The organism is Mucilaginibacter sp. cycad4 (genome assembly GCF_034263275.1).
Classification (GTDB): domain Bacteria; phylum Bacteroidota; class Bacteroidia; order Sphingobacteriales; family Sphingobacteriaceae; genus Mucilaginibacter.
The window spans coordinates 3,738,007-3,762,055 of record NZ_CP139559.1 but is presented as its reverse complement, the minus strand read 5'-3'; the positions used below and the strand labels follow the sequence as shown (position 1 = coordinate 3,762,055).

General features: G+C 43.0%; 23 protein-coding genes. 10 read left to right on the top strand and 13 right to left on the bottom strand.

Annotated features, from left to right (window positions below):
- Positions 1-2 precede the first annotated feature (2 nt).
- The 5 genes from SNE26_RS15240 to SNE26_RS15220 form a co-directional block, all read right to left on the bottom strand.
- Complete coding sequence (locus SNE26_RS15240; RefSeq protein WP_321554795.1) at positions 3-1,055, bottom strand: ATP-grasp domain-containing protein; 1,053 nt, start codon at positions 1,053-1,055, stop codon at positions 3-5.
- A 5-nt stretch (positions 1,056-1,060) separates the two neighbouring features.
- Positions 1,061-1,303 carry a PqqD family protein gene (locus tag SNE26_RS15235; protein WP_321554794.1) on the bottom strand — a complete coding sequence of 81 codons (243 nt, stop codon included), beginning with the start codon at positions 1,301-1,303 and terminating at the stop codon, positions 1,061-1,063.
- Between the two features lie 70 nt (positions 1,304-1,373).
- Positions 1,374-1,751 carry a response regulator gene (locus tag SNE26_RS15230; protein ID WP_321554793.1) on the bottom strand — a complete coding sequence of 126 codons (378 nt, stop codon included), beginning with the start codon at positions 1,749-1,751 and terminating at the stop codon, positions 1,374-1,376.
- Positions 1,752-1,857: 106 nt separating this feature from the next.
- Positions 1,858-2,553: a LytTR family DNA-binding domain-containing protein gene (locus tag SNE26_RS15225; RefSeq protein WP_321554792.1), complete on the bottom strand. Its 696-nt coding sequence runs from the start codon at positions 2,551-2,553 to the stop codon at positions 1,858-1,860.
- A gap of 12 nt (positions 2,554-2,565) precedes the next feature.
- The gene (locus SNE26_RS15220; protein WP_321554791.1) at positions 2,566-3,759 is read right to left on the bottom strand and encodes a sensor histidine kinase; all 1,194 of its coding nucleotides are present in this window, start codon (positions 3,757-3,759) and stop codon (positions 2,566-2,568) included.
- Between the two features lie 589 nt (positions 3,760-4,348).
- Between SNE26_RS15220 and SNE26_RS15215 the strand changes: the two genes are divergently transcribed.
- A complete protein-coding gene (locus SNE26_RS15215) occupies positions 4,349-5,014 on the top strand; it encodes a Type 1 glutamine amidotransferase-like domain-containing protein (RefSeq protein ID WP_321554790.1) in 666 nt (221 codons plus the stop codon).
- Between the two features lie 39 nt (positions 5,015-5,053).
- On the opposite strand, the gene SNE26_RS15210 is transcribed toward SNE26_RS15215, so the two are convergent.
- Both SNE26_RS15210 and SNE26_RS15205 read right to left on the bottom strand, forming a co-directional pair.
- Positions 5,054-5,665 (bottom strand): hypothetical protein, encoded by a 612-nt coding sequence (locus tag SNE26_RS15210; protein WP_321554789.1) that lies wholly within the window; start codon positions 5,663-5,665, stop codon positions 5,054-5,056.
- 47 nt (positions 5,666-5,712) lie between these two features.
- Positions 5,713-6,432, bottom strand: a complete 720-nt coding sequence (locus SNE26_RS15205; RefSeq protein WP_321554788.1) for a 2OG-Fe(II) oxygenase — start codon at positions 6,430-6,432, stop codon at positions 5,713-5,715.
- A gap of 92 nt (positions 6,433-6,524) precedes the next feature.
- On the opposite strand from SNE26_RS15205, the gene SNE26_RS15200 reads away from it, so the two are divergent.
- The 8 genes from SNE26_RS15200 to smc all read left to right on the top strand — a co-directional run bounded on the left by SNE26_RS15200 (position 6,525) and on the right by smc (position 16,523).
- On the top strand, positions 6,525-6,878 hold the full coding sequence (locus SNE26_RS15200; RefSeq protein WP_321554787.1) for a DUF488 family protein: 354 nt from the start codon (positions 6,525-6,527) through the stop codon (positions 6,876-6,878).
- 98 nt (positions 6,879-6,976) lie between these two features.
- Positions 6,977-7,828 carry a methylated-DNA--[protein]-cysteine S-methyltransferase gene (locus SNE26_RS15195; protein ID WP_321554786.1) on the top strand — a complete coding sequence of 284 codons (852 nt, stop codon included), beginning with the start codon at positions 6,977-6,979 and terminating at the stop codon, positions 7,826-7,828.
- Positions 7,829-8,122: 294 nt separating this feature from the next.
- The gene (locus SNE26_RS15190) at positions 8,123-8,446 is read left to right on the top strand and encodes a hypothetical protein (protein ID WP_321554785.1); all 324 of its coding nucleotides are present in this window, start codon (positions 8,123-8,125) and stop codon (positions 8,444-8,446) included.
- Positions 8,428-9,093, top strand: coding sequence for an ATP-binding cassette domain-containing protein (locus SNE26_RS15185; protein WP_321554784.1), 666 nt, complete (start codon positions 8,428-8,430; stop codon positions 9,091-9,093). The genes SNE26_RS15190 and SNE26_RS15185 overlap by 19 nt, the downstream gene beginning before the upstream one ends.
- A gap of 105 nt (positions 9,094-9,198) precedes the next feature.
- Positions 9,199-10,176, top strand: a complete 978-nt coding sequence (locus tag SNE26_RS15180; RefSeq protein WP_321554783.1) for a pepsin/retropepsin-like aspartic protease family protein — start codon at positions 9,199-9,201, stop codon at positions 10,174-10,176.
- 1 nt (position 10,177) lies between these two features.
- Positions 10,178-11,602 (top strand): hypothetical protein, encoded by a 1,425-nt coding sequence (locus SNE26_RS15175; RefSeq protein WP_321554782.1) that lies wholly within the window; start codon positions 10,178-10,180, stop codon positions 11,600-11,602.
- 144 nt (positions 11,603-11,746) lie between these two features.
- Positions 11,747-12,532, top strand: a complete 786-nt coding sequence (locus SNE26_RS15170) for a PhzF family phenazine biosynthesis protein (RefSeq protein WP_321554781.1) — start codon at positions 11,747-11,749, stop codon at positions 12,530-12,532.
- A gap of 448 nt (positions 12,533-12,980) precedes the next feature.
- Positions 12,981-16,523, top strand: a complete 3,543-nt coding sequence (gene smc, locus SNE26_RS15165; protein WP_321554780.1) for a chromosome segregation protein SMC — start codon at positions 12,981-12,983, stop codon at positions 16,521-16,523.
- Positions 16,524-17,150: 627 nt separating this feature from the next.
- Here the strand turns inward: smc and SNE26_RS15160 are convergent.
- The 4 genes from SNE26_RS15160 to SNE26_RS15145 are packed head-to-tail and all read right to left on the bottom strand — an operon-like array spanning position 17,151 to position 20,303.
- Positions 17,151-18,677 carry a S41 family peptidase gene (locus tag SNE26_RS15160; RefSeq protein WP_321554779.1) on the bottom strand — a complete coding sequence of 509 codons (1,527 nt, stop codon included), beginning with the start codon at positions 18,675-18,677 and terminating at the stop codon, positions 17,151-17,153.
- A 54-nt stretch (positions 18,678-18,731) separates the two neighbouring features.
- Positions 18,732-19,340, bottom strand: coding sequence for an HAD hydrolase-like protein (locus SNE26_RS15155; RefSeq protein WP_321554778.1), 609 nt, complete (start codon positions 19,338-19,340; stop codon positions 18,732-18,734).
- Positions 19,340-19,639, bottom strand: coding sequence for a hypothetical protein (locus tag SNE26_RS15150; protein ID WP_321554777.1), 300 nt, complete (start codon positions 19,637-19,639; stop codon positions 19,340-19,342). The genes SNE26_RS15155 and SNE26_RS15150 overlap by 1 nt, the downstream gene beginning before the upstream one ends.
- Before the next feature lie 4 nt (positions 19,640-19,643).
- Entirely contained in the window at positions 19,644-20,303 is a 660-nt protein-coding gene (locus SNE26_RS15145) for an ABC transporter ATP-binding protein (RefSeq protein WP_321554776.1), read from the bottom strand.
- A 476-nt stretch (positions 20,304-20,779) separates the two neighbouring features.
- On the opposite strand from SNE26_RS15145, the gene sucC reads away from it, so the two are divergent.
- Positions 20,780-21,973 carry an ADP-forming succinate--CoA ligase subunit beta gene (gene sucC, locus SNE26_RS15140; RefSeq protein ID WP_321554775.1) on the top strand — a complete coding sequence of 398 codons (1,194 nt, stop codon included), beginning with the start codon at positions 20,780-20,782 and terminating at the stop codon, positions 21,971-21,973.
- A 116-nt stretch (positions 21,974-22,089) separates the two neighbouring features.
- Here sucC and SNE26_RS15135 read toward each other — a convergent pair whose 3' ends face one another.
- Entirely contained in the window at positions 22,090-22,803 is a 714-nt protein-coding gene (locus SNE26_RS15135; RefSeq protein ID WP_321554774.1) for a PH domain-containing protein, read from the bottom strand.
- 122 nt (positions 22,804-22,925) lie between these two features.
- Complete coding sequence (locus tag SNE26_RS15130) at positions 22,926-23,912, bottom strand: acyl transferase (protein ID WP_321554773.1); 987 nt, start codon at positions 23,910-23,912, stop codon at positions 22,926-22,928.
- Positions 23,913-24,049 lie beyond the last annotated feature (137 nt).

Sequence of the window (24,049 nt, the reverse complement as noted above, 5' to 3'; positions counted from 1 at the left end):
AATTATAATTCGCCAAACGCCGAGATCTGCTGAAAATCGGCAATGTCGGCAATATGGTCCCACGAATACCTGACAAATAATTTGCCGGCCTGGTAATGAGTATAGGGTTCAACATCTTGCCCCATGGCCATTTTGGCCAATGCGGCTGGCTGGTTTTGGCCTGCAGCAGCGGTTAAATAAACCCATGCCGGAAACCGGGGGTTAATTTCCAATATATATAAATGCCCTTCGGCGTTGCTCATGATCTCCATTTCGTAACCGCCTTTCCAGTTGGTTGCAAGGGCAAAGTTGCCGGCCAGTTGGGTAAGCTTATCTTCTTTAATGGTAACGCCCGCCCAGGCCTTGCCTTTATCGGTAATATAAAGCTTGCGCATGGCCACCAAACTGATGTTGCCGCCTTTGCCATTACCCAGGGCTGCGATATTGATTTCGTTGCCTTTGATATATTGCTGGGCTATTACCGGTACGCCCCAGGCTGCATTCAATTGATGAAAGGCTTTCAGCGCCTGATCCATCGTGTAAACCACGTAAGCCTCATAGAATTTCCCTTTTATTACCATGGGGAAATTGAACTCATCGGCCGCCTTTTTAATGTCGTCGGCAGTGTAAAGCTTATGATCTGCAGGTACATAAAAGCCATTTTTTGTACCGAAATTTTTTAGGTTCACCTTATCCCTCAAAGCCAGTTGCTGGTGTGTTGGGAGATAGGTTGCTATGCCCATTTGCTGCAATTGCGGCGCTATCTTTATAAAATTGAACAACTCCGAGTCAAAGTTGGGGATAATGAGATCAAGTTTCTCCTGCCGGTTGATATATGCCAAACGTTCAATAAGGGCTGCCGTACCTTCAGTTGGATAGGGGATCTGGTAAGTTTTATTTACCTGCTCCCGCAGATAGATCCCCGGCTCCAGCGACTCGTACGACAGGCCAATTATGCGCAAACTATCTCCAAAATACTCTTTTAAAGAACGGATGACCGCCATCCCCGGGCCTGGATTGTCATTGGCATTAAGCCCGGTAACGGCAATACATAAATTAGCGTACTTGTTTTGCATCGTCCTTAAATTTCGAGCAGGTTTGCTTCTTTTAGCTGCATCATCCAATTATCCCAATCCCTGTTAAGCTGGCTTTCGCTCACTTCATACCTGTTCAGAATGTCCTGCTTGATCTCATCTTCCGTTTTACCGCTTTTCATGGCCCCAAGCAGTTGTGCCGCCATACCATTACCAGAAAACGAATCGCCGGTGGCAGGGTTAAAAATAAACCCGTTTTCGCTGGTGGCTATATTGCTCTTGAGTTTCATTTATAATTGCAGGTTTGTTAATTAATAAAAGCTAAACTTAGCAGGTTTATATCAGTTTACAAAACCGGCTTCAGGATGCCATTAAGTATTCAATCCTTGATGCAAGTACTTCCATATCCAGCGGTTTTACAAATAGGGCATCGCATTTGTAGGAGTCGGCTTTTGATTTTTTTGTTTTAAAAGCAGTTACAATGATGATAGGTACATTGCATAATTGTTTATCATCCTTAAAGTCCCGGCAAACCAGTTCGCAATCATTATCCACTAACAAATAGTCCAAAATGATCAGGTCCGGATTAATCACCTTGGCCTTGTCATATATCGCGTTGGGGTCATAAGTTAAATGCACATTAAAATCGCCGTAGTACCTAATGTCATCAATTACCGATAGCATCCTGCTGTTTTTATCAAGTACTAAGATGGTTTTTTTGTCGCCTGCTGTTTTCATGACTGTAAGGATTGGTGTCGATTAATGATATAATATAAAGTTGAGGCTATTTACGGGGCTATAAAATAATGTGTCGTTCAACGCCTTTAATGTGCCGATGAATTGATTATTTGTGCCAGTCTTTAATAAAATCGGTATAGTTTGTGCCTACAGGAAGCTCTATATCGGTTAGTTTTACCTTGCGGTTATGGATAGACCTGATCTGATCACGCGCTACCACGAAGCTGCGGTGAATGCGGATAAACTTTGATGCAGGCAGCTTTTCAATGGCGCTTTTCAAAGGCATAAGGGTAAGTACGGGTTTAGCCACGCCCAGCATATGGATCTTGATGTAATCCTGCATGCTTTCAATATATTCAATGTCTTTAATGTTGATCTTGATCAGCCTGTATTCTGAATGCACATACAGGAAATCGCCTTCACTTGTGGTATCGGTATGTTTGTATTGGTAATAACCAATGGCTTTTTGAATTGCCGCACCAAAGCGCAGGTTATTGATGGGTTTCAACAAGTAATCCACCGCCTCCAATTCATATCCTTCGTAGGCATAGTTTTTATAGGCAGTGGTAAAAATGATCATCGGTTTATCAGTCAGTGATTTTACCAGGTCGATACCGGTAATGTCGGGCATATTAATATCTATGAACAGCACATCTACCTTGTTCTGTTTCAGGTATTCCCCGCCCGATATGGCATCTTCAAAAGTATTAACCAATGTTAACGCGGGATATTCGGCTACATATTTTTCAATTATCTGAAGGGCCAGCGGCTCATCGTCAATAGCTACACATTTTAATTGCATAATAAATAGTTTTTAAGCATTAATCTCCAGTTCAACAATAAAATTGCCATCGGCCGCGCTAATGTCAAGCCGGTGTTTGTTAGGGTAAATATGTTGCAGGCGCTGGCGGTTATTGGCAATGCCAATACCTTTGCGTTCGGTAGCAGGTCGTTTTTCGAAAATGGTATTTTTGCAAATGAACAGCATCTGATTGCCGTTTACCCTTAAGCATATATTGATAACGGATGGCTGATGTTTACTTACGCCGTATTTAAAAACGTTTTCAATAAAGGTCATCAGTATCAGGGGCGGAATTTTTTGGTTGTCAATCTCGCCCGAAACTTCAAAATCAAGCTTTGTTTTTTTGCCGAGGCGCAGGCGTTGCAGGTCGATATAGTCATTGATACAATCAATCTCATTTTGCAGCAATACAAAATCCTCAGTTACCTCGTCAGTTACGTAACGCATTATATTGGACAGCTTCATGATACTTTCGGAAGTATGCTCACTGTTAGTAACCGATAAGGCATAAATATTATTCAGCGTATTGAACAGGAAATGAGGGTTGATCTGTGCTTTAAGAAAAGAGAGCTCGGCATGGGCTTTTTCAGCTTCGGCACGGGTAACCATCTGCTCGGTAAGCTGCCACTTTTGAACGGTGGCAATGGCAACGCTCAGTCCCATTACAATAATGAAAATAAACAACGCCACCATATCAATATTGCCCGATTGATGAATGAAAATGATGCGGTTGGCGGGTTTGAGGCTGGGGTCCTGCATCCGCAGGTCCTCATGCGGCAACGGGCCAAAAGGCATATTTTGCTGATTGGGTGCTGAACTGTCGATACCTGTAGGCGTAATTTGCGGGCCTATAGGCTGCGGATTGGGCGCGGCTGTTGCTATAGGCTTGTTTCCTTTAATGAGATTGTGAAGAAGCAGGTTATCAAAAGGCTGCAAAAAGTAAACACAGCCTGAAAGTAATAGCACAATAAGCCCATACCAGATATATCTTTTACGGAACACGAACTTTGGCACCAGGTACCAGGCGTTCAGGTAAAACATAAATATATAGGTGAGACAAAACAGCCAATAGTAAGGAGAAAATAATACCGTATAGGTACCGGCGCTGCTTTGCTGCGTACGGTTCATGAACAATAGCGGGAACCCTAAAAACACAAGCCAGCCTGCAGCATGAATAAAAAAAGTGGTTGCTTTTGAGCGGATCATTTTATTTTAAGATTCTTTTATTCATTAATGCCGTAGCTAATGGCTGGCACATATTTTAGCATCTAATTTAAAAAAAGCACCTGTACATTGCACAGGTGCTTCATCTTATACGAAAAAAACTATAATTCAGTGTCCCTGCTTCTGAATTATAAATCAAAGGTGAAGATGAACGGAAGTTTTAACAATCATGTGTCGGTAAACCGGGATATTGTATAGATGAACGGGGAGTTGTCGTATCATTTATAGATCAACAAATAGTCTTTAGTCTAAAGTCATAAGTTTTAAGTAGCGGAAAGAGAAAGAACGACTTTGACTTAGGAGTTAGTACTGTTGGCTTAACAGTTGTGGATTTGGAAGAGCAGGCGAGGGTGAAATAAAAAAGCTTCCTTGCACTCGCTGCTTGGAAGCTTTAACCTAAACCTTATCACTGATCAAATTATTATTTGATGTTGTAAAAATAGCTTCCGGATAGCAATATGAAATTTTGTACCGACGAACGGGGTGATTGAATGGATGGAGCCGAAGTTTTGGATATTTTATGAATTTAATTACGGCGTTTTGATTAATATTGATGATAATCCAACAAATTATGAAGCTACTTCTTACATCTGCCGGAATCAGCAACCTGAGTATTCAAAATGCTTTAGTAGAGCTGTTGGGCAAACCGGTTGCCGAAGCGAGCGCCCTTTTTATCCCCACCGCGATATATGCCATACCCAATGGTAGTGACATAGTACGAAGGGTTATCTGCGGGTCCTTAGGTGACCCTTTTTGCGAATTAGGTTGGAAATCGCTGGGCCTGCTGGAACTTACCGCCTTACCCAGTATCAAAAAAGCGTTATGGGTTGATATACTCCGGGAAACTGATGCTTTACTGGTAGGTGGCGGCGACTGCCAATACCTATGTTACTGGATGCAGCAATCCGGATTGACAGATCTGCTGCCGTCGCTTTTACAAAAGATGGTATATGTTGGCTTGAGCGCCGGTAGTATGATCATGACCCGCTACGGAACTACCTACGGCAACCATACACTACCGGCTGACACCGATAAATCGCTGAGTTTTGTTGATTTTGCATTGCATCCGCATTTGGATCATGAATGGTTTCCGGATAATTCTCTGGCCAGCATTGAAAAACTGGCGGCCACAATACCAGTGCCGTCATATGCAATTGACGATCAAACCGCTATTAAAGTGATTGATGGCATCGTCGAGGTTATTTCAGAAGGACATTGGAAGCTGTTTACTCCATAATATTGCGGTAGGTTGTTAAAAAAAGTTTGATAAGATAAATTAGACACCCATCTGCGGAATATATCCCGCACTGAACATATTTACAAACGACCGGGGAGTTAATATTGGAAGTATATCCACGTCAGGCAGCGCTATTCCTTTTTCATATCCGGCAGGGCTCCATCGATATAACCGATCATCTTTTAACAAATACGGCTGATCGTCATAAACTACAAATGTGCCGTTGGGTAGCGAATTTAGTCTTTCTTCATAGGTGACTTTTGACTTATCAGCTGCAATGCGTTCGGTTTGTAAGATCTCATCTATTTTAGATACCGGTGTTTTCATGTCAAAACCGTATTGAGGGTTGCCTTTTAGCCAAAACTCTTTAAATTTTTGATGGTCTTTATACCGGCATTGAAAGCAGGGCCGGTGTCCTGCCGAAAAAGCTGTGGCCTCATCAAGAAAGAAAAGCTCAGTCCAGCGGTTGGGTTGCATGATTTCCCGGTGTCGGCCCCTGAACTCCAAAACGCAGGTTATCCAGGCTTTAATTTTAAAGGCACGTACAATTTCTTTGTCTTCATTATGGATTATGCCGCGGTTACCGAGCCAGGCACCCCGCGCTGGTGTTTTGATAAGTTGCCCGGATGGATTTACACGGTTTTGCAGCATGTTTTACGTTATTTTCAATGATCAGAATCAAAGTCACATCAATCTGTTTAAGACAGCGCGTCATGAAATATAATGCCCAGGCTATGGCGCTTACCGCTATGAACGGGACTTATGCCGTGCTTCATATTCACCCTGTAATAACCTTTACTTCCCTTTACCGGCCTAAAGTTAGTGGTAAATAAAACCATATCGCCCATGTTGGGAGTAAGTACATTAACTTTTGACTGTGCGCGCGGAATTTGCTCGGTAATCACAAATTCGCCGCCGGTATAGTCCCTGTTATGCTGATCGAGCATGAAAACCATTTGGATAGGGAAATATACTTCGCCGTAAAGGTCCTGGTGCAGGGTGTTAAATCCGCCTTTTGTATATTGTAATATCAGGGCTGTAGGTTTGGTTTGCCCGGCCTCATGGCTTAACTGCTTCATTTCTTCATGGGTACCGGGGAATTGTTTATCAATCCCAAGCTCGTTCATCCATTTATTGGCGACAGGGACGATGTACGGATAAACGCTCTCCCTTAAATCGGTTATAATTGCAGGCAGCGGGTATTTATAATATTTGTATTCGCCGTAACCAAACCTGTAGCGTTCCATGTTAACGGTTTTGCGGTATTCGTCTGCATCATAATTACTGATCAATGTATCGCATTCACGTTCGCCCAAAACCTGTTTAACAATTACAAAACCGTCGTTATGTAATGTTTTATTAATTTGATCCCAATCAAGAGTTTTGATGTGAGCTTTAAGTGTTTGTTCCGAAGTCATTTTGCTATTTTTAAGAGTGTCAAAACTACTTTTGGCGCGATCGGCATGCAATCCGATTCTTGCGGAGTTTTAAACCTTAATAAATAGATACCATGGATATTAAAGTAAAACGGGTTTATGAGCCACATGCTGAAGATGACGGCATTCGGATTTTGGTGGACCGCCTCTGGCCTCGCGGAATAAAAAAGGAGGATGCCCATATCGATAAATGGTTTAAGGAAATAGCACCATCTAACGAGCTAAGGAAATGGTATAATCACGACCCTGAAAAATTTGAAGCCTTTAACCAAAAGTACCGCGCTGAAATTGAGGGCACAAAGGCTTTGGATGAACTGGTTGATTATATCAGGCAGCATAAAACGGTAACACTGGTGTTTTCTTCAAAGGAGCCGAAATTAAATAATGCAATTGTGTTAAGAACGATAATTGATGAGCGTACCGCCTGAAAACTCCGCAAGAATCGGATTGTTGAGCGCAGGCAGGGCCGGTACCTTTGTGTTATGAATACTAAAAAACACAATTGATTATTTAATTATAAGGCTTTATGAAAACTCAACAGGAGATAGATTACACCAGGATAGCCGACGCGATAGGCTTTTTCAAAGAAAATTTTAAGGCGCAACCTAAACTGGATGAAGTTGCGGAACATGTTAATTTAAGTCCCTTCCATTTTCAGCGGATGTTTAAGGATTGGGCAGGGGTGACCCCAAAACAATTCCTGCAATATTTAAGTGTGGAGCATGCCAAGGAGATCTTGAAACATGAAGACGCGAATGTTTTTAATACCGCGCTGGAGACAGGTCTTTCGGGAGGTGGCCGACTACATGATCTTTTTATTAAAGTAGAAGGTATGACCCCTGGCGAATATCGCAACGGCGGTGCCATGCTGCACATCAACTATTCGTTTGCCGATACACCTTTTGGTAAGGTGATCGTTGCTTCAACCTCTAAAGGCATTTGCCATATGGCTTTTGTTGACGAAGGCGAAGAGAAAGCATTGGAGCAACTGAAGATAAGTTTCCCAAATGCGGTATACAACCAATTGGTCGATAGGATCCAGCAGAACGCCTTGTTTATTTTTACGCAGGATTGGAGCCGTCTGGACGAGATCAAGTTGCATTTAAAAGGTACCGATTTCCAGATCAAGGTGTGGGAAACGTTATTGAAAGTGCCTGCCGGAGGATTGACCACTTATGCCTCGCTTGCCAAAAAGGCAGGCAGCGAAAATGCTTACCGCGCAGTTGGCACAGCGGTGGGTAGTAACCCCGTTGCGTTTCTGATCCCTTGCCACCGGGTAATTAAATCAACCGGCGAAATCGGCCAGTATCATTGGGGCAGTACCCGTAAAAACGCAATAATAGGCTGGGAAGCAGCGATAAAGGAGCGGGTTGAATAAGGTTTGTGAATAAGGGAATGTGCGGGTCCCGTTAAGCGCCCACGCCCACATAGCAACGCTAAAGCAAGCGTGGGCGTTAAACATGCAAATGAATAATTTCCGTTTTACGCGCCGGTGGAACACCACATCAGTATAAAGCAAAGTCTTGCGCTGATCAAAAATTGTATCTGTGGCTACTGTATCTCCGAACCACCCGCCACCCGCATCTGCCGGTAAACAAAATTAGAATTGCCTGCGGAGAAAATTTTAATCCACAACCTGCGTTATCTTAGCTCACCTGTCATGATTAGCTGAATGCGTAACACCATAAAAATCACCTGGTATTTTTATAAGCCGATATTGTTATGGTGCCTGATTACCAGCGCGGCCTGCGCTTACTACGTGCTTCCGGGCAAGATTAACCTCGTAGAGTCGTACATTTTTAAGCTGATAGGTTACGGCCTCGCCGCTGGTTTCCAATATATTTATCAAAACGCCAACAGAACATTTTTCTACTTCCGAAACGCGGGCTATAATATCAACAGTTTGTACATCTATAGTTTTACTGGAGATGCTGTTGCTTATGGCATATTCATTTACCTTTCAAAACTCATACTGTATTGGGCCCATATATTTTAAAAACGGATAGCGTTCATCTTGAGTTTGGCGGGCGTAAGATATTGCAGGATATTTTTATCGATTGCAGGCAGGGCGAAGTGGTTGGTTTGCTTGGACGCAATGGCTGCGGTAAATCATCACTGCTGCGCATTATGTTTGGTTCTTTAAAGCCGTCTTACCAACACATCAGCATAAATGATATTCCAATATTAAAAGGTTATCACAACGGGCGTATCGCTTACCTGCCGCAGCACAGTTACCTGCCGCAAAACATAAAGCTTAAAAAACTTGCCGAACCTGTTGTTGATCCGCAATTCCGGGATGACTTTAACAACCATCCTATTTATCAAAAGTATCATAATCAAAACGCTGGTCAGCTATCCGGGGGAGAACTCAGGCAACTGGAAACCCTGATGTGTATTTACAGCCGGGCCGATTTCATTTTGCTCGATGAGCCATTTACCCATGTTTCTCCGGTACAAACGGAGATGTTTAAAGATATCATCCGTAAGTGTGCAAAAGTAAAAGGTATTATTGTTACCGATCATCAGTATTACAATATCCTGGACGTAGCCGATAGGATTATCCTGATTACCAACGGGGCTACCAGGCCTATTAAAAACCCTGACGATTTGATAGCTCACGGTTATTTAAGCCATATAAGATAAAGAGGCATAGTGTCGAAGAAAGTAGCGTGTTGTGAAACTAAATAATGCTTCTACTGTAACTACATCAATCCAAACACTGTCTATTAGGTATAAGTATTTAACGAGATGCCTAAGGTTTATTTTCTGTTGATCATGTTGCTTTTTACCTGTAGTTTCAGCGCGGCAGGTAGCGAACATGTGACTATCAATGGCATCACCTTTAAAAATGCAAAACCTGATCCTGATCCATCGCCCACCGGTGATTTTAAAACTTTGGTCATTCCGATAAAAAGGGCGGGGAACCTGATTGTTATTGAAGCTCAGATCGATACGCTCGAGGGTAATTTTGTGCTGGATACCGGTGCACCCTACCTGGTTTTAAATGAAACCTATTTTAGGTATTTGCCACATATAGCCGAACAGGAATCGGCAGGCATTAACGGATATGCCAACAGCTCATTTACAACTTATATCCGCAATTTTAACATCCTTGAATTGCATTACCCAAAGCTCCGGGCCGATGTTACTGATCTGTCATCTATCGAAAACGGTAAGGGGATCAAAATATTGGGATTGCTGGGTACTAAACTATTTGCCGATTTTGCGATCACCGTTGATCTTTTCAGGAACACGCTATATATCCAAAAGCTTGATGAGAATGGCAACATCCCCGAAGCCGAAAAGGTATTTCACGATCGCTTTATGGTAAGCCCTTTCCGTATGCTCAATGATGTTATTTTAATGAAGGGTACTGTTAACGACAATGTGCTTTGGTTTGCTTTTGATAGCGCCGCCGAAACCAGTTTGCTCGACTACCGGCGTTCAAAAAAACTGATCCCTGATATGGAGGTTATCAGCCGCTCAAAAATTATGGGTATCGGCGGTACTTCCATCGAGGTGATCTATACCCGTTTTGATAATTTGGTCGTTGGCGACCGAAAGTACATGAAAAACCGTATTTTAATAACCAATCTCGAAAAAATGGGGAATGCTTACGGCTACAAAATTGATGGTGTTTTAGGATATGACTTTTTTGTGCGCGGCATATTCACCATCAACTTTGTTAAAAAAGAATTTGAAATGTACATTTACAGTAACCAGTAATATGAAAAGGCGCGGGCGTATAGTTATTGTTTTTTTTGCGATGGTTTGCATGGCCATACATGCAAGAGCGCAAAAGCGCAATAATCTGATCATGGGCAAGGATAATCTCGTCCTGCTTATTGATATGCGCTCATCCAAAACAGAAGTGGACAGTTTGCTCAAAAAAGCCGGTTTAAAAGGTGCAAATGCCGCTGCTGTTTTAAAGGGCGATTTTACCGCCCTGAAAAAAGACGGCTGGACAATGGCCGAAAAGCGGGGAAATGTAGTAGAGTTCGACAGGCCGCTTGAGGACCTTAACCTGAACCCGCAAGCCACACCATACCTGATAACTACTAAAATAGATAATGATGACGAGTCGCCGGGTTATCCGGCTGATGTTAACTTCGGTATCAATAACTTTGCTAAAGTTACCGTTCATGAACTGCCATCTGGTTTAACCCGTTTCTTTTTGCCCGGGTATGCCCAAAGTAAAAGGGTATTGTTATCAGGCAACTTCAATAACTGGAGCACCCTTAAAGGTATCATGGCCAAAACCGACAGCGGCTGGATTGCCGACATAAAGCTGAAACCCGGCAAGTATGAATATAAATTTATTGTGGATGGCCATTGGATTAGCGACCGTTATAACAACCTGGTGAGCGTTCATGATGATAATTCGATATACTTTCGTTATAACTACACTTTTAAGCTGAGCGGATATGCCAATGCCCGTAAAATAACACTGGCGGCGAGTTTTAATGATTGGGACGCTAATAATATCGTGCTCGAAAAAAGTGCCAAAGGCTGGCAAAAACAGCTTTACCTGCACGAAGGTACACAGGCGTATCGTTTCCTGGTTGATGGCAAGTGGATCACCGACCCGGCTAATCCCAATAAAATCCAGGGCGCTGACGGATATACCAACTCCGTGCTGAACCTTGGCGAAACGGTTGTATTTAAGCTTGATGGTTATACCAACGCAAAGAAAGTATACGTAGGCGGAAGCTTCAATAATTGGGAGCATGGCTTGATCCCGCTTACCAAAACCAAAACTGGTTGGGCGTCGTCCTTAATTATTCCGCCGGGCAATTATGGCTATAAGTTTGTTGTGGATGATAACTGGATCACCGATCCCAAAAACCCGCGTAATATGATGGAGGGGGGCGTTGTTAATTCATATATTTCGGTGAAGCCCAATTATACGTTTAAACTAAGCGGTTTCAATAATGCTAAAAAGGTTCATTTAGCAGGCAGCTTCAACAACTTTGATGATTTTGGTTACACACTTGCTTTTAACGGTAAAGAGTGGACGGTAAGTGTTTACCTGAAACCCGGCAAGCAGCTGTACAAGTTTATTGTGGATGATAAATGGATGATAGACCCTGGCAATAAACTTTACGAACCTAACCAATATAATTCGGGTAATTCCGTTTTATGGATCGAATAGAGAAATAGAAGCAGGATTGTAAGAATCAAGATTAAAGAAGTGGAAAAAAAATAATTGAAAAAGCTGAATAAGAAAAATCTTGATTCTTATAGCCTTGCATCTTGGCTCTCTCCTCGCTATATTAGCTAAAATACTATTTTTATTATGACCATCCCCATATACCAGGCCGACGCATTTACTGATAAGCTTTTTGGAGGTAACCCGGCTGCTATTTGCCCGCTTAATGAATGGCTGCCTGATGTTACCATGCAAATGATAGCCATCGAAAATAATCTTGCAGAAACCGCTTTTTTTGTAAAAAACGGGGAGGGTTATATGCTTCGCTGGTTTACGCCCGAGTATGAGATTGATCTTTGCGGGCATGCCACCCTTGCTTCGGCACATATCCTGTTTTCGGAAATGGGTTATGAAGGGGATATCATTCACTTTGAAACAGTAAAAGCCGGAACGCTGACTGTAAAGCGCGATGGCGATAAATATACGATGGATTTTCCGTCGCGCCCGCCAATCCCCATTGAGGCGCCGAACGGACTGGCCGAAGCGCTTGGCGAAAAGCAACCTGTAGCCTTTTTGCGCTCAAGGGATTATTTTATTGTTTATGAAACCGAGCAGGATATCAAAGAGCTTACCCCCGATTTCTTCGCCATGTCAAAAATGGATACGGTAGGGATCATAGCCACCGCTCCCGGCGATAACTCTGATTTTGTTTCCCGCTTTTTTGCGCCAGGGGCGGGTATTCCCGAAGATCCGGTTACCGGATCGGCACATTGTAACCTGATCCCGTATTGGGCAAAACGATTAGGTAAAGATAGCCTCCATGCCTACCAGCTTTCAGCCCGGCGCGGCGAACTTTGGTGTGAGCTTAAAGGCGACCGTGTGCTAATGAGCGGAAAAGCGGTTACTTATTTAAAAGGGGAGATAAGGGTTTAACACGTTCTTTATGTCATTGCGAGTAACCATCAGGGCAACCCTGAAAAAAACCGTGATGACGTGTAGAATATATTTCAGGGATGGTGTGTGGGCCGCGTTAGGGATGGGAGCGGATACCGTCCGTTAGCCAACGGATAATGCCTGTGCAGTATGAGCGTACAGCCCGGCCGCAGGCAACGCCCATATTATAAAAATCCTCTCCTAAAACACACTTAATAATCAATAACTTACAATCACGTCATTATAAGGAGGGACAACGAAGCAACCGTATGCTATACAGGGCGGTTATGCTTCTGTGCGGTTGTCACGCTGTGCTCAATGACATGGTGCTAGTAACCTTTCGCCTTTAACCTTTTCCCTTTCTCCTCAAATCAAAATATACTTTCAAAACTCAATTATTTATAATTACTTTGGAGGTTTGGACTTTGCAAGGTACTTAATAAATTAAATGCAGCTTACCCGTTTAGAAATCAAGGGCTTCAAGAGTTTTGGCGATAAAATAACCATCAATTTTAATGAGGGTGTTACCGCTATTGTGGGGCCCAACGGTTGCGGTAAGTCGAACGTTGTTGATAGTATCCGTTGGGTTTTGGGTGAGCAAAGCACCCGGATGCTTCGTTCGGAGAAAATGGATAACGTTATTTTTAACGGTACCAAGAGCCGTAAATCGGCTAACCTTGCCGAAGTTTCCTTAACTTTTGATAATACCAAAAACGTACTGCCAACCGATTATTCGCAGGTAACGCTAACCCGTAAGCTTTATCGTACCGGTGAAAGTGAATACCGGCTTAACGATGTACAGTGCCGTTTAAAGGATATTACCGATCTTTTTTTGGATACGGGTATCGGCTCCGATTCCTATTCTATCATCGAGCTCCGGATGATCGACGAGATCATTACTAATAAGGAGGGCTCGCGCCGTAACCTGTTTGAGGAAGCATCGGGGATCTCCAAATACAAGCTTCGTAAAAAGCAAACTTTCAGCAAACTGAAGGAGACAGAGGCCGATTTGGCCCGAGTTGATGACCTGCTGTTTGAGATTGAGAAGAACCTCAAATCACTGGAGAACCAGGCGAAGAAAACTGAACGGTACTATCGCCTTAAAGAGCAGTATAAAATGCTGAGCATTATGCTGGCTTCGTTCAGGATCGTAGCTTTCAGCGAATCATTGAAAAAGATAGAGGAACAGGAGTTAAAGCATAAAGCCGAAAAAGGCGATATCATTGCCCAGATAGATGCTTTGGAAGCTACGCTGCAGCAGCAGAAGCTGGATAGCATCACTAAAGAAAAGAACCTGTCTGTTCAGCAGAAGACAACTAACGAATTTGTTTCAAAAATCCGCGCTTACGAAAGCGAAAAGAAGATCAAAAATGAGCAGCTTAAGTTTCAGCAGGATAAAGAGTCGCGCTTAGCAGATGAGCTGGAGCGGGACAAAAACCAGCTCAACCACGTATTATACAACATCAAGCGTTTAAGTGAGGAAAAGGCTACAGAGGACGAAACCCTGCAAACTATTCAAAGCAGGGTAACTGATTTAAAAGAAGCCGTTGACGAATTGCGTGCGCAGCAAACTGAAGCACGTGACGAGCTTAATGAGCTTAATAATATCAATACCCGCCTGCAAAACCAGGCTTATAAGGCAGAAAAAGACCTGGATATATTACAAATCCAGCAACAGGCCCTGGAGCAGGAAAGCCAGCGCAATATGGAGGATACCACCAATAAAGAGGTGGAACTTTCGCACTTTAACCAGGTGGTTGCCGAGTTGCAATACCGCAAGGAAACACTTGATGATGAATTTCAACAAGCTGTTGAGTTTGAAAATAAGCTAAAAGAGCAGATTGCCGAAACCGATGTTGAACTGAACTCGGTTAAGGATACCATTATTAAAGAAAGCCGCCGCCTTGATGCCAGGCAAAACGAGTACAACCTTACCAAAAGTATGGTTGATAGCTTGGAAGGCTTCCCTGAGTCTATCAGGTTCCTGAAAAAAAACACTGATTGGGCCAAAAATGCTCCATTATTTAGTGATGTACTTTTTTGTAAGGAGGAATACCGGGTAGCTATTGAAAACTACCTGGAGCCGCTCATGAACTACTACGTGGTTGAAAGCTACGATGACGCAGTGAAGGCTATAAACCTGCTCAGCAATTCGGCTAAAGGGCGTGCAAATTTCTTTGTGCTGAATAATTATGCAGGCGAGGCGCCTGCCCAGGTCGGCTTTGAAAAGGAGGGGGCTATCCCTGCGCTGAGTGTTATTGAGGTTGATAAACATTACCTGCCGCTTTGTAATTACCTGCTTAAGGGTGTTTATTTGGTTGATGACGATAAGGAAGGGCAAATCAACAGCGAAACTTTGCCGCAGGGCGTGATGCTGATTGGTAAAAGCGGCAAGTTCAATAAATCAAAACATACTATGGCCGGTGGGTCGGTGGGTTTGTTTGAGGGCAAAAGGATCGGTCGTGCTAAAAACCTGGAAAATTTAGCCAAAGAGATTCGCGGCATAGAGAACCAGGTAGGGGCGTTCAGAACAAAATCTGATGAATTGCAGAACAAACTTGCTGCTTTGCGTTCGTCAACAAAGGCAGCTGAGATCAATGAGCAGCAACAAATTCTGAACAGGTTAAATAACGAACTCATCACCGTTAAGACCCGCCAGGAGCAATATCAAACCTTTATTGAAAACAGTCTTAACCGCAAAGAAGACATCGCCCGCAAAATTGCAGGGATAAAGGATGAAATGGCTGCCCTGCAACCGCAGTTGGCCGAGCTGAAAACCCAGCGGCAGATCCAAAGTGATTTATTGGCCGATAAGCAAATGGCTTTTAATGAACTGAACGAATACGTATCGGTACAATCAAACGCTTACAACCAGGAAAACATCCGTTTCCATCAGCAGCAAAATAAGGTATCGGGTTTAGTGAAAGACCTTGACTATCGTGATACCCAGCAGGAAGGCCTCGAAACACGCATAAGGCAAAATAGCAGCGAACTTGAAAAGGTAAAAGTTGCCATACAGGAAAACCTGAAGCTGGCCGATAACTCGGACGATAACCTGCTTGAAATGTACGAGCAGAAGGAAAACCTGGAAAAAGCTACGCAGCAAGCCGAACAGGAGTATTATCAATGGCGTGGCCTGATCACCGAAAATGAAAACCAGGTAAGCTCGTTAAGGCGAAAAAAAGAAAACAGCGAAGTTATTGAGAACGAGCTGCGCGATGAACGAAATAATTTAAAGATAGACCTGAACGCGCTGAAAGAACGGCTTTCGGTGGAGTTTAATATAGATATTGAAGACTTGCCCGAAAGCGAAGTGCCTGAAGGTGAAAATGAGCAGGACCTGCGTGAAAAAGCCGAAAAGCTGAAAAAACAACTGGATGATTTTGGCGCCATAAACCCGATGGCAGTTGAAGCTTATAACGAAATGAACGAGCGTTATACCTTTATCCAGGCGCAAAAGAAAGATCTGAGTGAGGCTAAAGCTTCGTTGCTGGCTACCATTCAGGAAATTGATGATACCGCTAAGGATAAGTTCATGACCGCTTTTATTATGGTGCGCGAAAACTTTATCAAAGTATTCCGCTCGCTGTTTAATGAAGAGGATTCATGCGACCTGATCCTGACTGATCCTGATCATCCGCTCGAATCGGATATCGATATTATCGCGAAGCCAAAAGGCAAACGGCCATTATCTATCAACCAGCTATCGGGCGGGGAAAAAACGCTTACGGCAACGGCTATCCTGTTTTCACTGTACCTGCTAAAACCGGCCCCGTTCTGTATTTTTGATGAGGTTGACGCGCCGTTGGATGATACCAATATTGATAAGTTCAATAACATTATCCGTACCTTCTCCAAAGATTCACAGTTTATCATTGTGTCCCACAACAAACGGACTATTGCCAGTACAGATGTTATTTACGGCGTAACCATGGTTGAGCAAGGGATCTCCCGCGTGGTGCCTGTTGATTTAAGGGAACTGGCCGATTAGTTGCTGAAAGCTTAAAGCTAATAAAACTCTATATCTGTATGATTTTATTAATCACTAAAGTCGGTTAACATAGCATACAGTTGTTGGTGACAACACCAACAACTGCAAAGGGGATTGTGCGATTCCCTCCCTTGGGAGGGTAATAGCCTATAAAAAAGACAGTAACGGGAAATGACAAGCCGTACAGTTGACTCACCCGGTCTCCGCTACGCTGGATTACCCTCTCTATCCTTCGGATAAAGAGGGTAAGAAAAAACAAATTAAAATCCTCTTTACGCTTGCGTAGAGAGGGGTGGCGAGCGCAGCGATGTCGGGGTGAGTCGATATACGCAATGATTTTCACGATTATGCCTTTTGATGGGCTATTACCCCTGGGAGGGTGTAGGGAGGGGTTTCGACGGCAGACTTATCTGCTTTAACGACGCATAAACCCCTCCCTGCCGTTACACGACTCTGCCGCACCCCTCCCCAAGGAGGGAATTGAGAAATCTTCCGAACACCTGTGGTGACAACACCAACAACGGCAAAGGTCGATCAAATAAAGCTTTATGCTTAACGCCTTCGGCTTTTAATAAAAAAGGCGAAAAGCTTTTTAGCCCTTCGCCTTTTAAATGATACGGAAAAATTTTATTTCTTCTTTTTAAACACCGATGGCGTTTTAAGCATCAGGCCTTTTACCTTACTGCGGCTAAACCTGTGCTCCATTTCGCGTTTTTGATCGGCCGAAAGTATATTTTTTGATGAGGTAGCCAGGCTTTGCGTTGTTATTGAGCCGGTTTTATACTTGCCGGTTGTGATATAACTTAAAGCCTGTGCCAATAATCCTTCTGTAGGATCGCCAAAATCTTTGGTTAGATCGTCAGTTGCGCTAACTCCTTTATAAGGATCCTTTCCCGGTGTCATACCGGTATAGTAGTCGCCATTATTCGCCGAGTTTCTGGTAGAGAACATTGGCATATACAGCTGGTATTTATTGATGTCAATACCGTAAAAGCCAACCGGTTTACCGTAAGTAGTTGAGCCTATTAATTGAACGTCAAGCTCAGGGATAAGGTTATTAATGGTTAATTCACTCGCCGACGCAGTGCCACTACCAACTATAAAGAATATCCGGCTTAAATTAAGCGACCCTTGTTTCTGAAAATTAACAGTTTGGTTGCTTACCGAAAAAAATCCTTTGGGGATTTCGTAGAGGTTTTTAAACAAGGTATAGTTATCGCTGGTGAGCTTATCATTAAAATAAGCGGTATACATTTTAGTGCCGTTTTTTGCCGAAGGCACCAAAAGGTTATCAAAATATTCGGCAGTTTCCACTGATCCACCGCCGTTATATCTTAAATCAATGATGAGGTCAGAAATACCGGTGAAGCTGTTTAAGGCCTCTAATATTTTAGGTTTGGCATTAGCCAGATCTGTGAATGAATTGAAAACCATATACCCTGCCGTTTTGCCCGAACCCACGTCTAATGTTTTATAGGTGATAACTGGGTTAATCGTATAATTAGCCGTATTCAGCGTTACATCAATGGTGGTATTATCAGGCCTGGTTAGTGTCATGCTTATAGTTTTACTATAAGCATAGGCCTGTATTACAAACTGTGTAGTTGTACCGCCGTCATCATAAGCAAGGTCCGTACGGCCATTGATCTTTGTGATCTGGTAACCGCGTTTAATACCTTTCTGATCAGCTGGTGATCCGGGGTATACATATTTAATCCTCAGATCTGAGCGGGTAGGGTAGAATACCGAAAAGCCGAAGTCGCCGCCATTGCCACTCAATTCATTTGATACGGACCCATCATCAATAAACGAGTATTTGGCCGTGCCGGTATTATCATAATATTCGTACGGTTGAGAGCTTGCCGGATTTATGGCATATTGCGATAAATGGTCAACCTCGCTGCTTAACCCGGTAATGGTGTCGGTACTGACATAATTACGGGGCTGAAAGTTTTTATAGGTTGGAAGCTGGTTGTACCACAAATAAGTTTCCTGCGGATATAAAAAAACAGAATCTCTTATACGGTCAAGCGCGGTGCCGGTGCTTGACGGTCCCGAGGTATCACCATCACCATTATCCAGCGGCTTGTTTTTTTTACAGGCCGATAATGAAGCAATGGAGATAAAGACTAAAAAGTAAAATGTTTTTCTCATAAGTTTGAGTTTAAGTATTTAAACGCCTTGTTAGTAAGTATGTTATAGCCAATGCTATAAAAAATCTTTAACATTAATGCTGTCAATGCCGCTTGCTTCGGCGCACAGCCTGTCGGTTTCCGAATTTTCAATCATCATTATTTCTTTACGCTGGATGCCATGTTCCTGAATAAGCAGGTTAATTACATCTGGTTCGGGTTTTGGCGCGGTTTCTTCGGTAAAATAGCAGCGGAGATATTTTTCCAGTCCGTGCCATTCGGTTTGTTTTATTTTATTTACCTGTTCCTGTACGTTGCCATTAGTTACAATGAACAGTTTTTTGCGGTCGACCACAATATCCTGCATCAAGGTAAGTATATTTTGATATAAAAGCAGTTTCAGCGGTAGTTTGGCAGTTAAAAGCAGGTTCTCAAATTTATCGCGATATTGTTCGGCCACCGGGAACTGCCCGGTCAAATGGTTAAACGCAGCATCCTTACCTTCAGCTATATACGTATCAGTTAATACTTTGGTTGCTGCTTTTGCATCTATAAGCTCAATATATTCAAGCATGTTTGCAAACAGGTAATAAGCCTGAAAGTAATAATCCTTTGCTGGATAAAGCACATCATCTAACTCAAAAATAAAAGCTGTTTTACGTTTATCAATATCCTTATAGTCCATTAAGCAATTACGTGTAGGTTTATATCGTATTCATTAAAAAGGGTTTCTGCCTTAAGTAAAAGTGCTGTTTCATCGGGCCTTAATAAATAAACCGAATCGATACCCTTATCAAGGCAAAGCGTTAACATTTCATGTGTATAACTTGCCGAAGCTGGTTTGGGCAACAAGATCATTTTGCCTGTTTTTACCATAAAATCGGGCAGGTCCATATGGTCACCCAAAATAATTTTTTTTCCTTCCAGTTTGTTTTTGAGCTGGTAGGCTTGTGCCGATGTAGCGGCGGTAATTAAAATGCTCATATGGTTACTGACCGTTAACAATTAAACCATCCCTCATGGTGACTGTGCGGTCTGACAGGTTTGCAAGATCTTCATTATGAGTAACAATTACAAAGGTTTGCCTGAAATCATTCTTCAGCTTAATAAATAATTCATGAAGTTCAAGCGCGTTAACCGAATCAAGGTTGCCCGAAGGCTCATCAGCAAAAATAAGTGCCGGGTTATTGATCAGCGCCCGTGCTACGGCTACCCGTTGTTGTTCGCCGCCCGATAGTTGGTTAGGTTTATGATGCAGCCTGTCTTTTAAACCCAGCAGGTCAAGCAGTTCTGCTGCTTTTTTTTCAGCATCAAGTTTGGGTTTTCCTGCTATAAAAGCCGGGATACAAACGTTTTCAAGAGCGCTAAATTCGGCCAGCAAGTGATGAAACTGGAATATAAAGCCAATTTGCCGGTTACGGAAATCGCTCAGGTTTTTGTTGCTGAGTTTATTCAGTTCAATATCATTGATGTATAATTCGCCTGAGTCGGGCCTGTCAAGCGTACCTAATATATTAAGCAGTGAACTTTTCCCGGCACCAGAGGCGCCAACGATGGTCACTATTTCGCCCTTTTGTACCTCCAGGTCAACGCCTTTTAATATTTGTAACTGTCCGTATGATTTATGGATAGATCTGGCTTTAAGCATTTGACAAAGTTAACGGATTAGCTGATTTATTTGTTTGGGTTGGATGGATTTGTTATTTCCCGCAAGTGCGCTAAGACGCAAACATTTTTTACGGGTTTGTGCGGAGGCCGCGTTAGGGATAGGAGCGGAAAGCCCGGAGCGTGTGATGGCCCTACGGGTTGGCAAAGCGAGGACTTGTAGCGCATAGCCCGGGCCGCAGGCAACGCCATTATTAATTTCGGATTTCGGATTTCGGATTTCGGATGTTCGATTTCGGATTTTGGAAATATATTGAGGAGGCCTTGATAAAACATAACAGCAACTCCGATAATTGCTGTTTTATTAGTTTTCTTCTTTATGCTTTCGCCGGCTTAAAATAGGTGTCCTAAATGTTATTGTAAATACAATGTTATTTACCCAAATAAGGGCAAATAAACTGAAACAAGGTGTTTACCGTTTCAAACAAAATTGTAGCTTTACCGCAAATTCTTCAAAACATGAATATTCACGAATATCAGGGTAAAGCTATATTAAAAAGCTATGGCGTTAGAGTTCAGGAAGGCATTGTAGCCGATACTGTTGAGCAGGCTGTTGAGGCTGCCCAAAAATTGAAAGAAGACCTGGGATCAAGCTGGGTAGTGATAAAAGCACAGATCCACGCAGGTGGCCGTGGTAAAGGCGGCGGTGTAAAGCTTGCCAAAAACATTGATCAGGTAAAAGAACATACCGGTAACATTTTAGGTATGCAATTGGTAACGCCGCAAACTGGTCCTGAAGGTAAACACGTTAAGAAGGTTTTAGTGGCACAGGATGTTTATTATCCTGGCGAAAGCGAAACCAAAGAGTTTTACATGAGCGTATTGCTTGACCGCGCACGTGGCCGTAACATCATCATGTACAGCACCGAAGGCGGTATGGACATTGAGGAAGTTGCACACTCAACTCCTGAGCTTATATTTAAAGAAGAGATTGATCCTAAAGTTGGTTTACAGGGCTTCCAAACCCGTAAAATAGCTTTTAACCTTGGCCTTGAAGGCGAGGCGTTTAAAGACATGACCAAATTCATTGCCGCTTTATATAAAGCCTATGAAGGTACCGACTCATCACAATTTGAAATTAACCCGGTTTTAAAAACCTCTGATAATAAAATTTTAGCCGTTGACGCTAAGGTAAATCTTGACGACAACGCTTTATATCGTCACCCGGATTACGCTGCAATGCGTGATACTGATGAGGAAGATCCAACCGAGGTTGAAGCCAGTAAATCAAACCTTAACTATGTTAAGCTTGACGGTAACGTAGGCTGTATGGTTAATGGTGCCGGCTTAGCTATGGCTACTATGGATATCATTAAAATTGCCGGTGGCGAGCCTGCTAACTTCCTTGACGTTGGTGGTACTGCTAACGCGCAAACTGTAAAAGCAGGTTTCAATATCATCCTTTCAGATCCTAATGTAAAAGCCATCCTGATCAACATCTTCGGTGGTATTGTACGTTGCGACCGCGTTGCACAAGGTGTAATTGATGCTTATAAAGAGATCGGTAATATCCCGGTTCCAATTATCGTTCGTTTACAGGGTACAAACGCTGCCGAAGCAAAAGAATTGATTGATAATTCAGGTTTAAAAGTTTATTCGGCAATATTGCTGAAAGAAGCTGCCGACCGTGTTAAAGAAGTGTTAGCGCTTTAGGTCTTTTTAGAGATTAGAGGTTGGTGATTAGAGATTAGTTGCCAGCCTTTTAGATAAAAAAAGAGGCTGTATCATGATTTTATGATACAGCCTCTCTTTTTATAATGGCTAAATGATTATAAGTCACTTAACAGGTCAATCTTTTTGGCGTTATATTCTTCCTGCGAAATAAGGCCGTTATCAAACAGGGTTTTCAGTTTTTTTAGTTTTTCGGTAAGCTCATCAGGCTTTGGTGCTGCAGGCGGAGGTGTTTCCTGTACAACAGGCGCAGGGGCAGCAACTGGTGCGGGCGGCGTTACCGGTGCAGCAGGTGCGGTGTAGCCATTTGGCTGAGAAAACGGCTGCGGCGATGCCGGCGGTACAAAAGCACGGGCAGGCGAATTTTCCAGCTGGATAGCACCCGATTCGGCACGTTTTTGCTCCAGGTCGCGCTGGCGGCGGGCTTCACGTTCAACCTCCTTACGTTCCTGGGCGTACTGGTATAATTTACGGCCCTGAACTTTAGGCAGGTAATCAACAGCCATTTCGGCGCCCCCGGTGGTTTTTACGCTGAAAATGGAGCCGATAATTTCTTCCTTGGTATATACATCAACGATATCTTTCCAAACAAAATCAACAAACTTGATAGATAGCCCCAGGTTGGCCGGGGTAAAAAACAATACACGTTTGTTGGTAATAGCTATACAATCAGGAAAAAGGTTTACCAGCGGCTTTTTCTGAACGGCAATGTAGATCACCTCTTCGCCTGAAGAAAGCAGATCAACAAGGCGTGAATAAACCTTTTCAACTGTTTTAGGATCTTGTTCCTCGTTTAAAAATTTCTCAATCATATCTTTAGCATTTATGATGCGCGCAAAAATAACAATTATACCTGTTAAAGAGTCAAGAATCAAGCGTTAAGAATCAAGTTTTCCCCAATCTTGGTTCCTGACGTCTTGATTCTCAAATGGTATTAAGCAATCAGCAAATTACATCCGCGGATGTCTGATTGATCAAACCGGCCCAATACTTCAAAAGAGCCATCAGGGTAAATCCTGCCCAAATCCTGTGTGGCAATAAACGCGCAGGAGTTGATATTGGCCAGGTCAATAACGCTGATACCACCTGTTTTACCAGTTTGTAACGTACTGAGCGGATCGTTAGTATCACGGATGATGATCTTCATCCATGGCGGGCAATTGAAAATGCCGGCGCCTTTGGAGTAAGCTTGTGATAGCAGCTCCGTCATCCCATATTCGGAGTGGATCTGCTTTACACCAAAACCTTTGCCCAAAACGGCGTGCAGCTCCTCGCGGATCATTTCCTTGCGGCGGCCTTTCATGCCGCCGGTTTCCATTACCACCAGTTCGGGGAAGTTTACCTGGTAGTTTTCAATAAAATCAAGCAGGCCGAAAGTTACCCCAATTAAAAGTGTAGGTTTCCGGGCATCCTGTTGTTTTTTTAGCTGTTGAAAAAGCTCATCATGATTATACAAAAAGAAACCGCTGTCCGGGTTGTTTGATTGTTTAATAAGGTCATCAACCATGTAAATAAGCGATGAGCCTTCGCGCTCCAGGTAGGAAGGCAGCAGAGCTAAAACAGTATAGTCCCTGATATCGCCATAAAAAATAGCAAATGCTTTACGGAAACTATCTTCATACCAGGTTTTATCGGTGACCCGGTGACTGCTGGTGATTATACCTGTAGTGCCTGAGCTTGTAAAGGTTACTTCAACAGGCCCACCGGTACTTAATATGGTATGTGATTTAAAAAACTCAATAGGTAAAAATGGGATCTGGCTGTAAGATTTAATTGCTAACGGATCAATTTTTAACCCTTCAATAAACTGCCTGTAAACCGGGTTATGCTTTGCCTGGTAATTAAAAACCTGCAAGGCTGTTTCATTAAATTGATCATCGGTACTGATAGAGAATACCTGCTGTTTACCGGGTTTGTCCATTAGGGGCAAAGATAAGGAAAACCAAGATTTGAACCATGATTTGCCTGATTATGGGATTTCCATGATATCAGGACGAACCATGATTGGCTTGATTATAGCATTGGCACGATATCAAGGTAATCCGTCAATCCTATAAA

Excerpts from the sequence above, each read along its gene's own strand:
- SNE26_RS15240 (WP_321554795.1), bottom strand. The coding sequence starts at position 1,055 with ATGCAAAACAAGTACGCTAATTTATGTATTGCCGTTACCGGGCTTAAT.
- SNE26_RS15235 (WP_321554794.1), bottom strand. The coding sequence starts at position 1,303 with ATGAAACTCAAGAGCAATATAGCCACCAGCGAAAACGGGTTTATTTTT.
- SNE26_RS15230 (WP_321554793.1), bottom strand. The coding sequence starts at position 1,751 with ATGAAAACAGCAGGCGACAAAAAAACCATCTTAGTACTTGATAAAAAC.
- SNE26_RS15225 (WP_321554792.1), bottom strand. The coding sequence starts at position 2,553 with ATGCAATTAAAATGTGTAGCTATTGACGATGAGCCGCTGGCCCTTCAG.
- SNE26_RS15220 (WP_321554791.1), bottom strand. The coding sequence starts at position 3,759 with ATGATCCGCTCAAAAGCAACCACTTTTTTTATTCATGCTGCAGGCTGG.
- SNE26_RS15215 (WP_321554790.1), top strand. The coding sequence starts at position 4,349 with ATGAAGCTACTTCTTACATCTGCCGGAATCAGCAACCTGAGTATTCAA.
- SNE26_RS15210 (WP_321554789.1), bottom strand. The coding sequence starts at position 5,665 with ATGCTGCAAAACCGTGTAAATCCATCCGGGCAACTTATCAAAACACCA.
- SNE26_RS15205 (WP_321554788.1), bottom strand. The coding sequence starts at position 6,432 with ATGACTTCGGAACAAACACTTAAAGCTCACATCAAAACTCTTGATTGG.
- SNE26_RS15200 (WP_321554787.1), top strand. The coding sequence starts at position 6,525 with ATGGATATTAAAGTAAAACGGGTTTATGAGCCACATGCTGAAGATGAC.
- SNE26_RS15195 (WP_321554786.1), top strand. The coding sequence starts at position 6,977 with ATGAAAACTCAACAGGAGATAGATTACACCAGGATAGCCGACGCGATA.
- SNE26_RS15190 (WP_321554785.1), top strand. The coding sequence starts at position 8,123 with ATGCGTAACACCATAAAAATCACCTGGTATTTTTATAAGCCGATATTG.
- SNE26_RS15180 (WP_321554783.1), top strand. The coding sequence starts at position 9,199 with ATGCCTAAGGTTTATTTTCTGTTGATCATGTTGCTTTTTACCTGTAGT.
- SNE26_RS15175 (WP_321554782.1), top strand. The coding sequence starts at position 10,178 with ATGAAAAGGCGCGGGCGTATAGTTATTGTTTTTTTTGCGATGGTTTGC.
- SNE26_RS15170 (WP_321554781.1), top strand. The coding sequence starts at position 11,747 with ATGACCATCCCCATATACCAGGCCGACGCATTTACTGATAAGCTTTTT.
- smc (WP_321554780.1), top strand. The coding sequence starts at position 12,981 with ATGCAGCTTACCCGTTTAGAAATCAAGGGCTTCAAGAGTTTTGGCGAT.
- SNE26_RS15160 (WP_321554779.1), bottom strand. The coding sequence starts at position 18,677 with ATGAGAAAAACATTTTACTTTTTAGTCTTTATCTCCATTGCTTCATTA.
- SNE26_RS15155 (WP_321554778.1), bottom strand. The coding sequence starts at position 19,340 with ATGGACTATAAGGATATTGATAAACGTAAAACAGCTTTTATTTTTGAG.
- SNE26_RS15150 (WP_321554777.1), bottom strand. The coding sequence starts at position 19,639 with ATGAGCATTTTAATTACCGCCGCTACATCGGCACAAGCCTACCAGCTC.
- SNE26_RS15145 (WP_321554776.1), bottom strand. The coding sequence starts at position 20,303 with ATGCTTAAAGCCAGATCTATCCATAAATCATACGGACAGTTACAAATA.
- sucC (WP_321554775.1), top strand. The coding sequence starts at position 20,780 with ATGAATATTCACGAATATCAGGGTAAAGCTATATTAAAAAGCTATGGC.
- SNE26_RS15135 (WP_321554774.1), bottom strand. The coding sequence starts at position 22,803 with ATGATTGAGAAATTTTTAAACGAGGAACAAGATCCTAAAACAGTTGAA.
- SNE26_RS15130 (WP_321554773.1), bottom strand. The coding sequence starts at position 23,912 with ATGGACAAACCCGGTAAACAGCAGGTATTCTCTATCAGTACCGATGAT.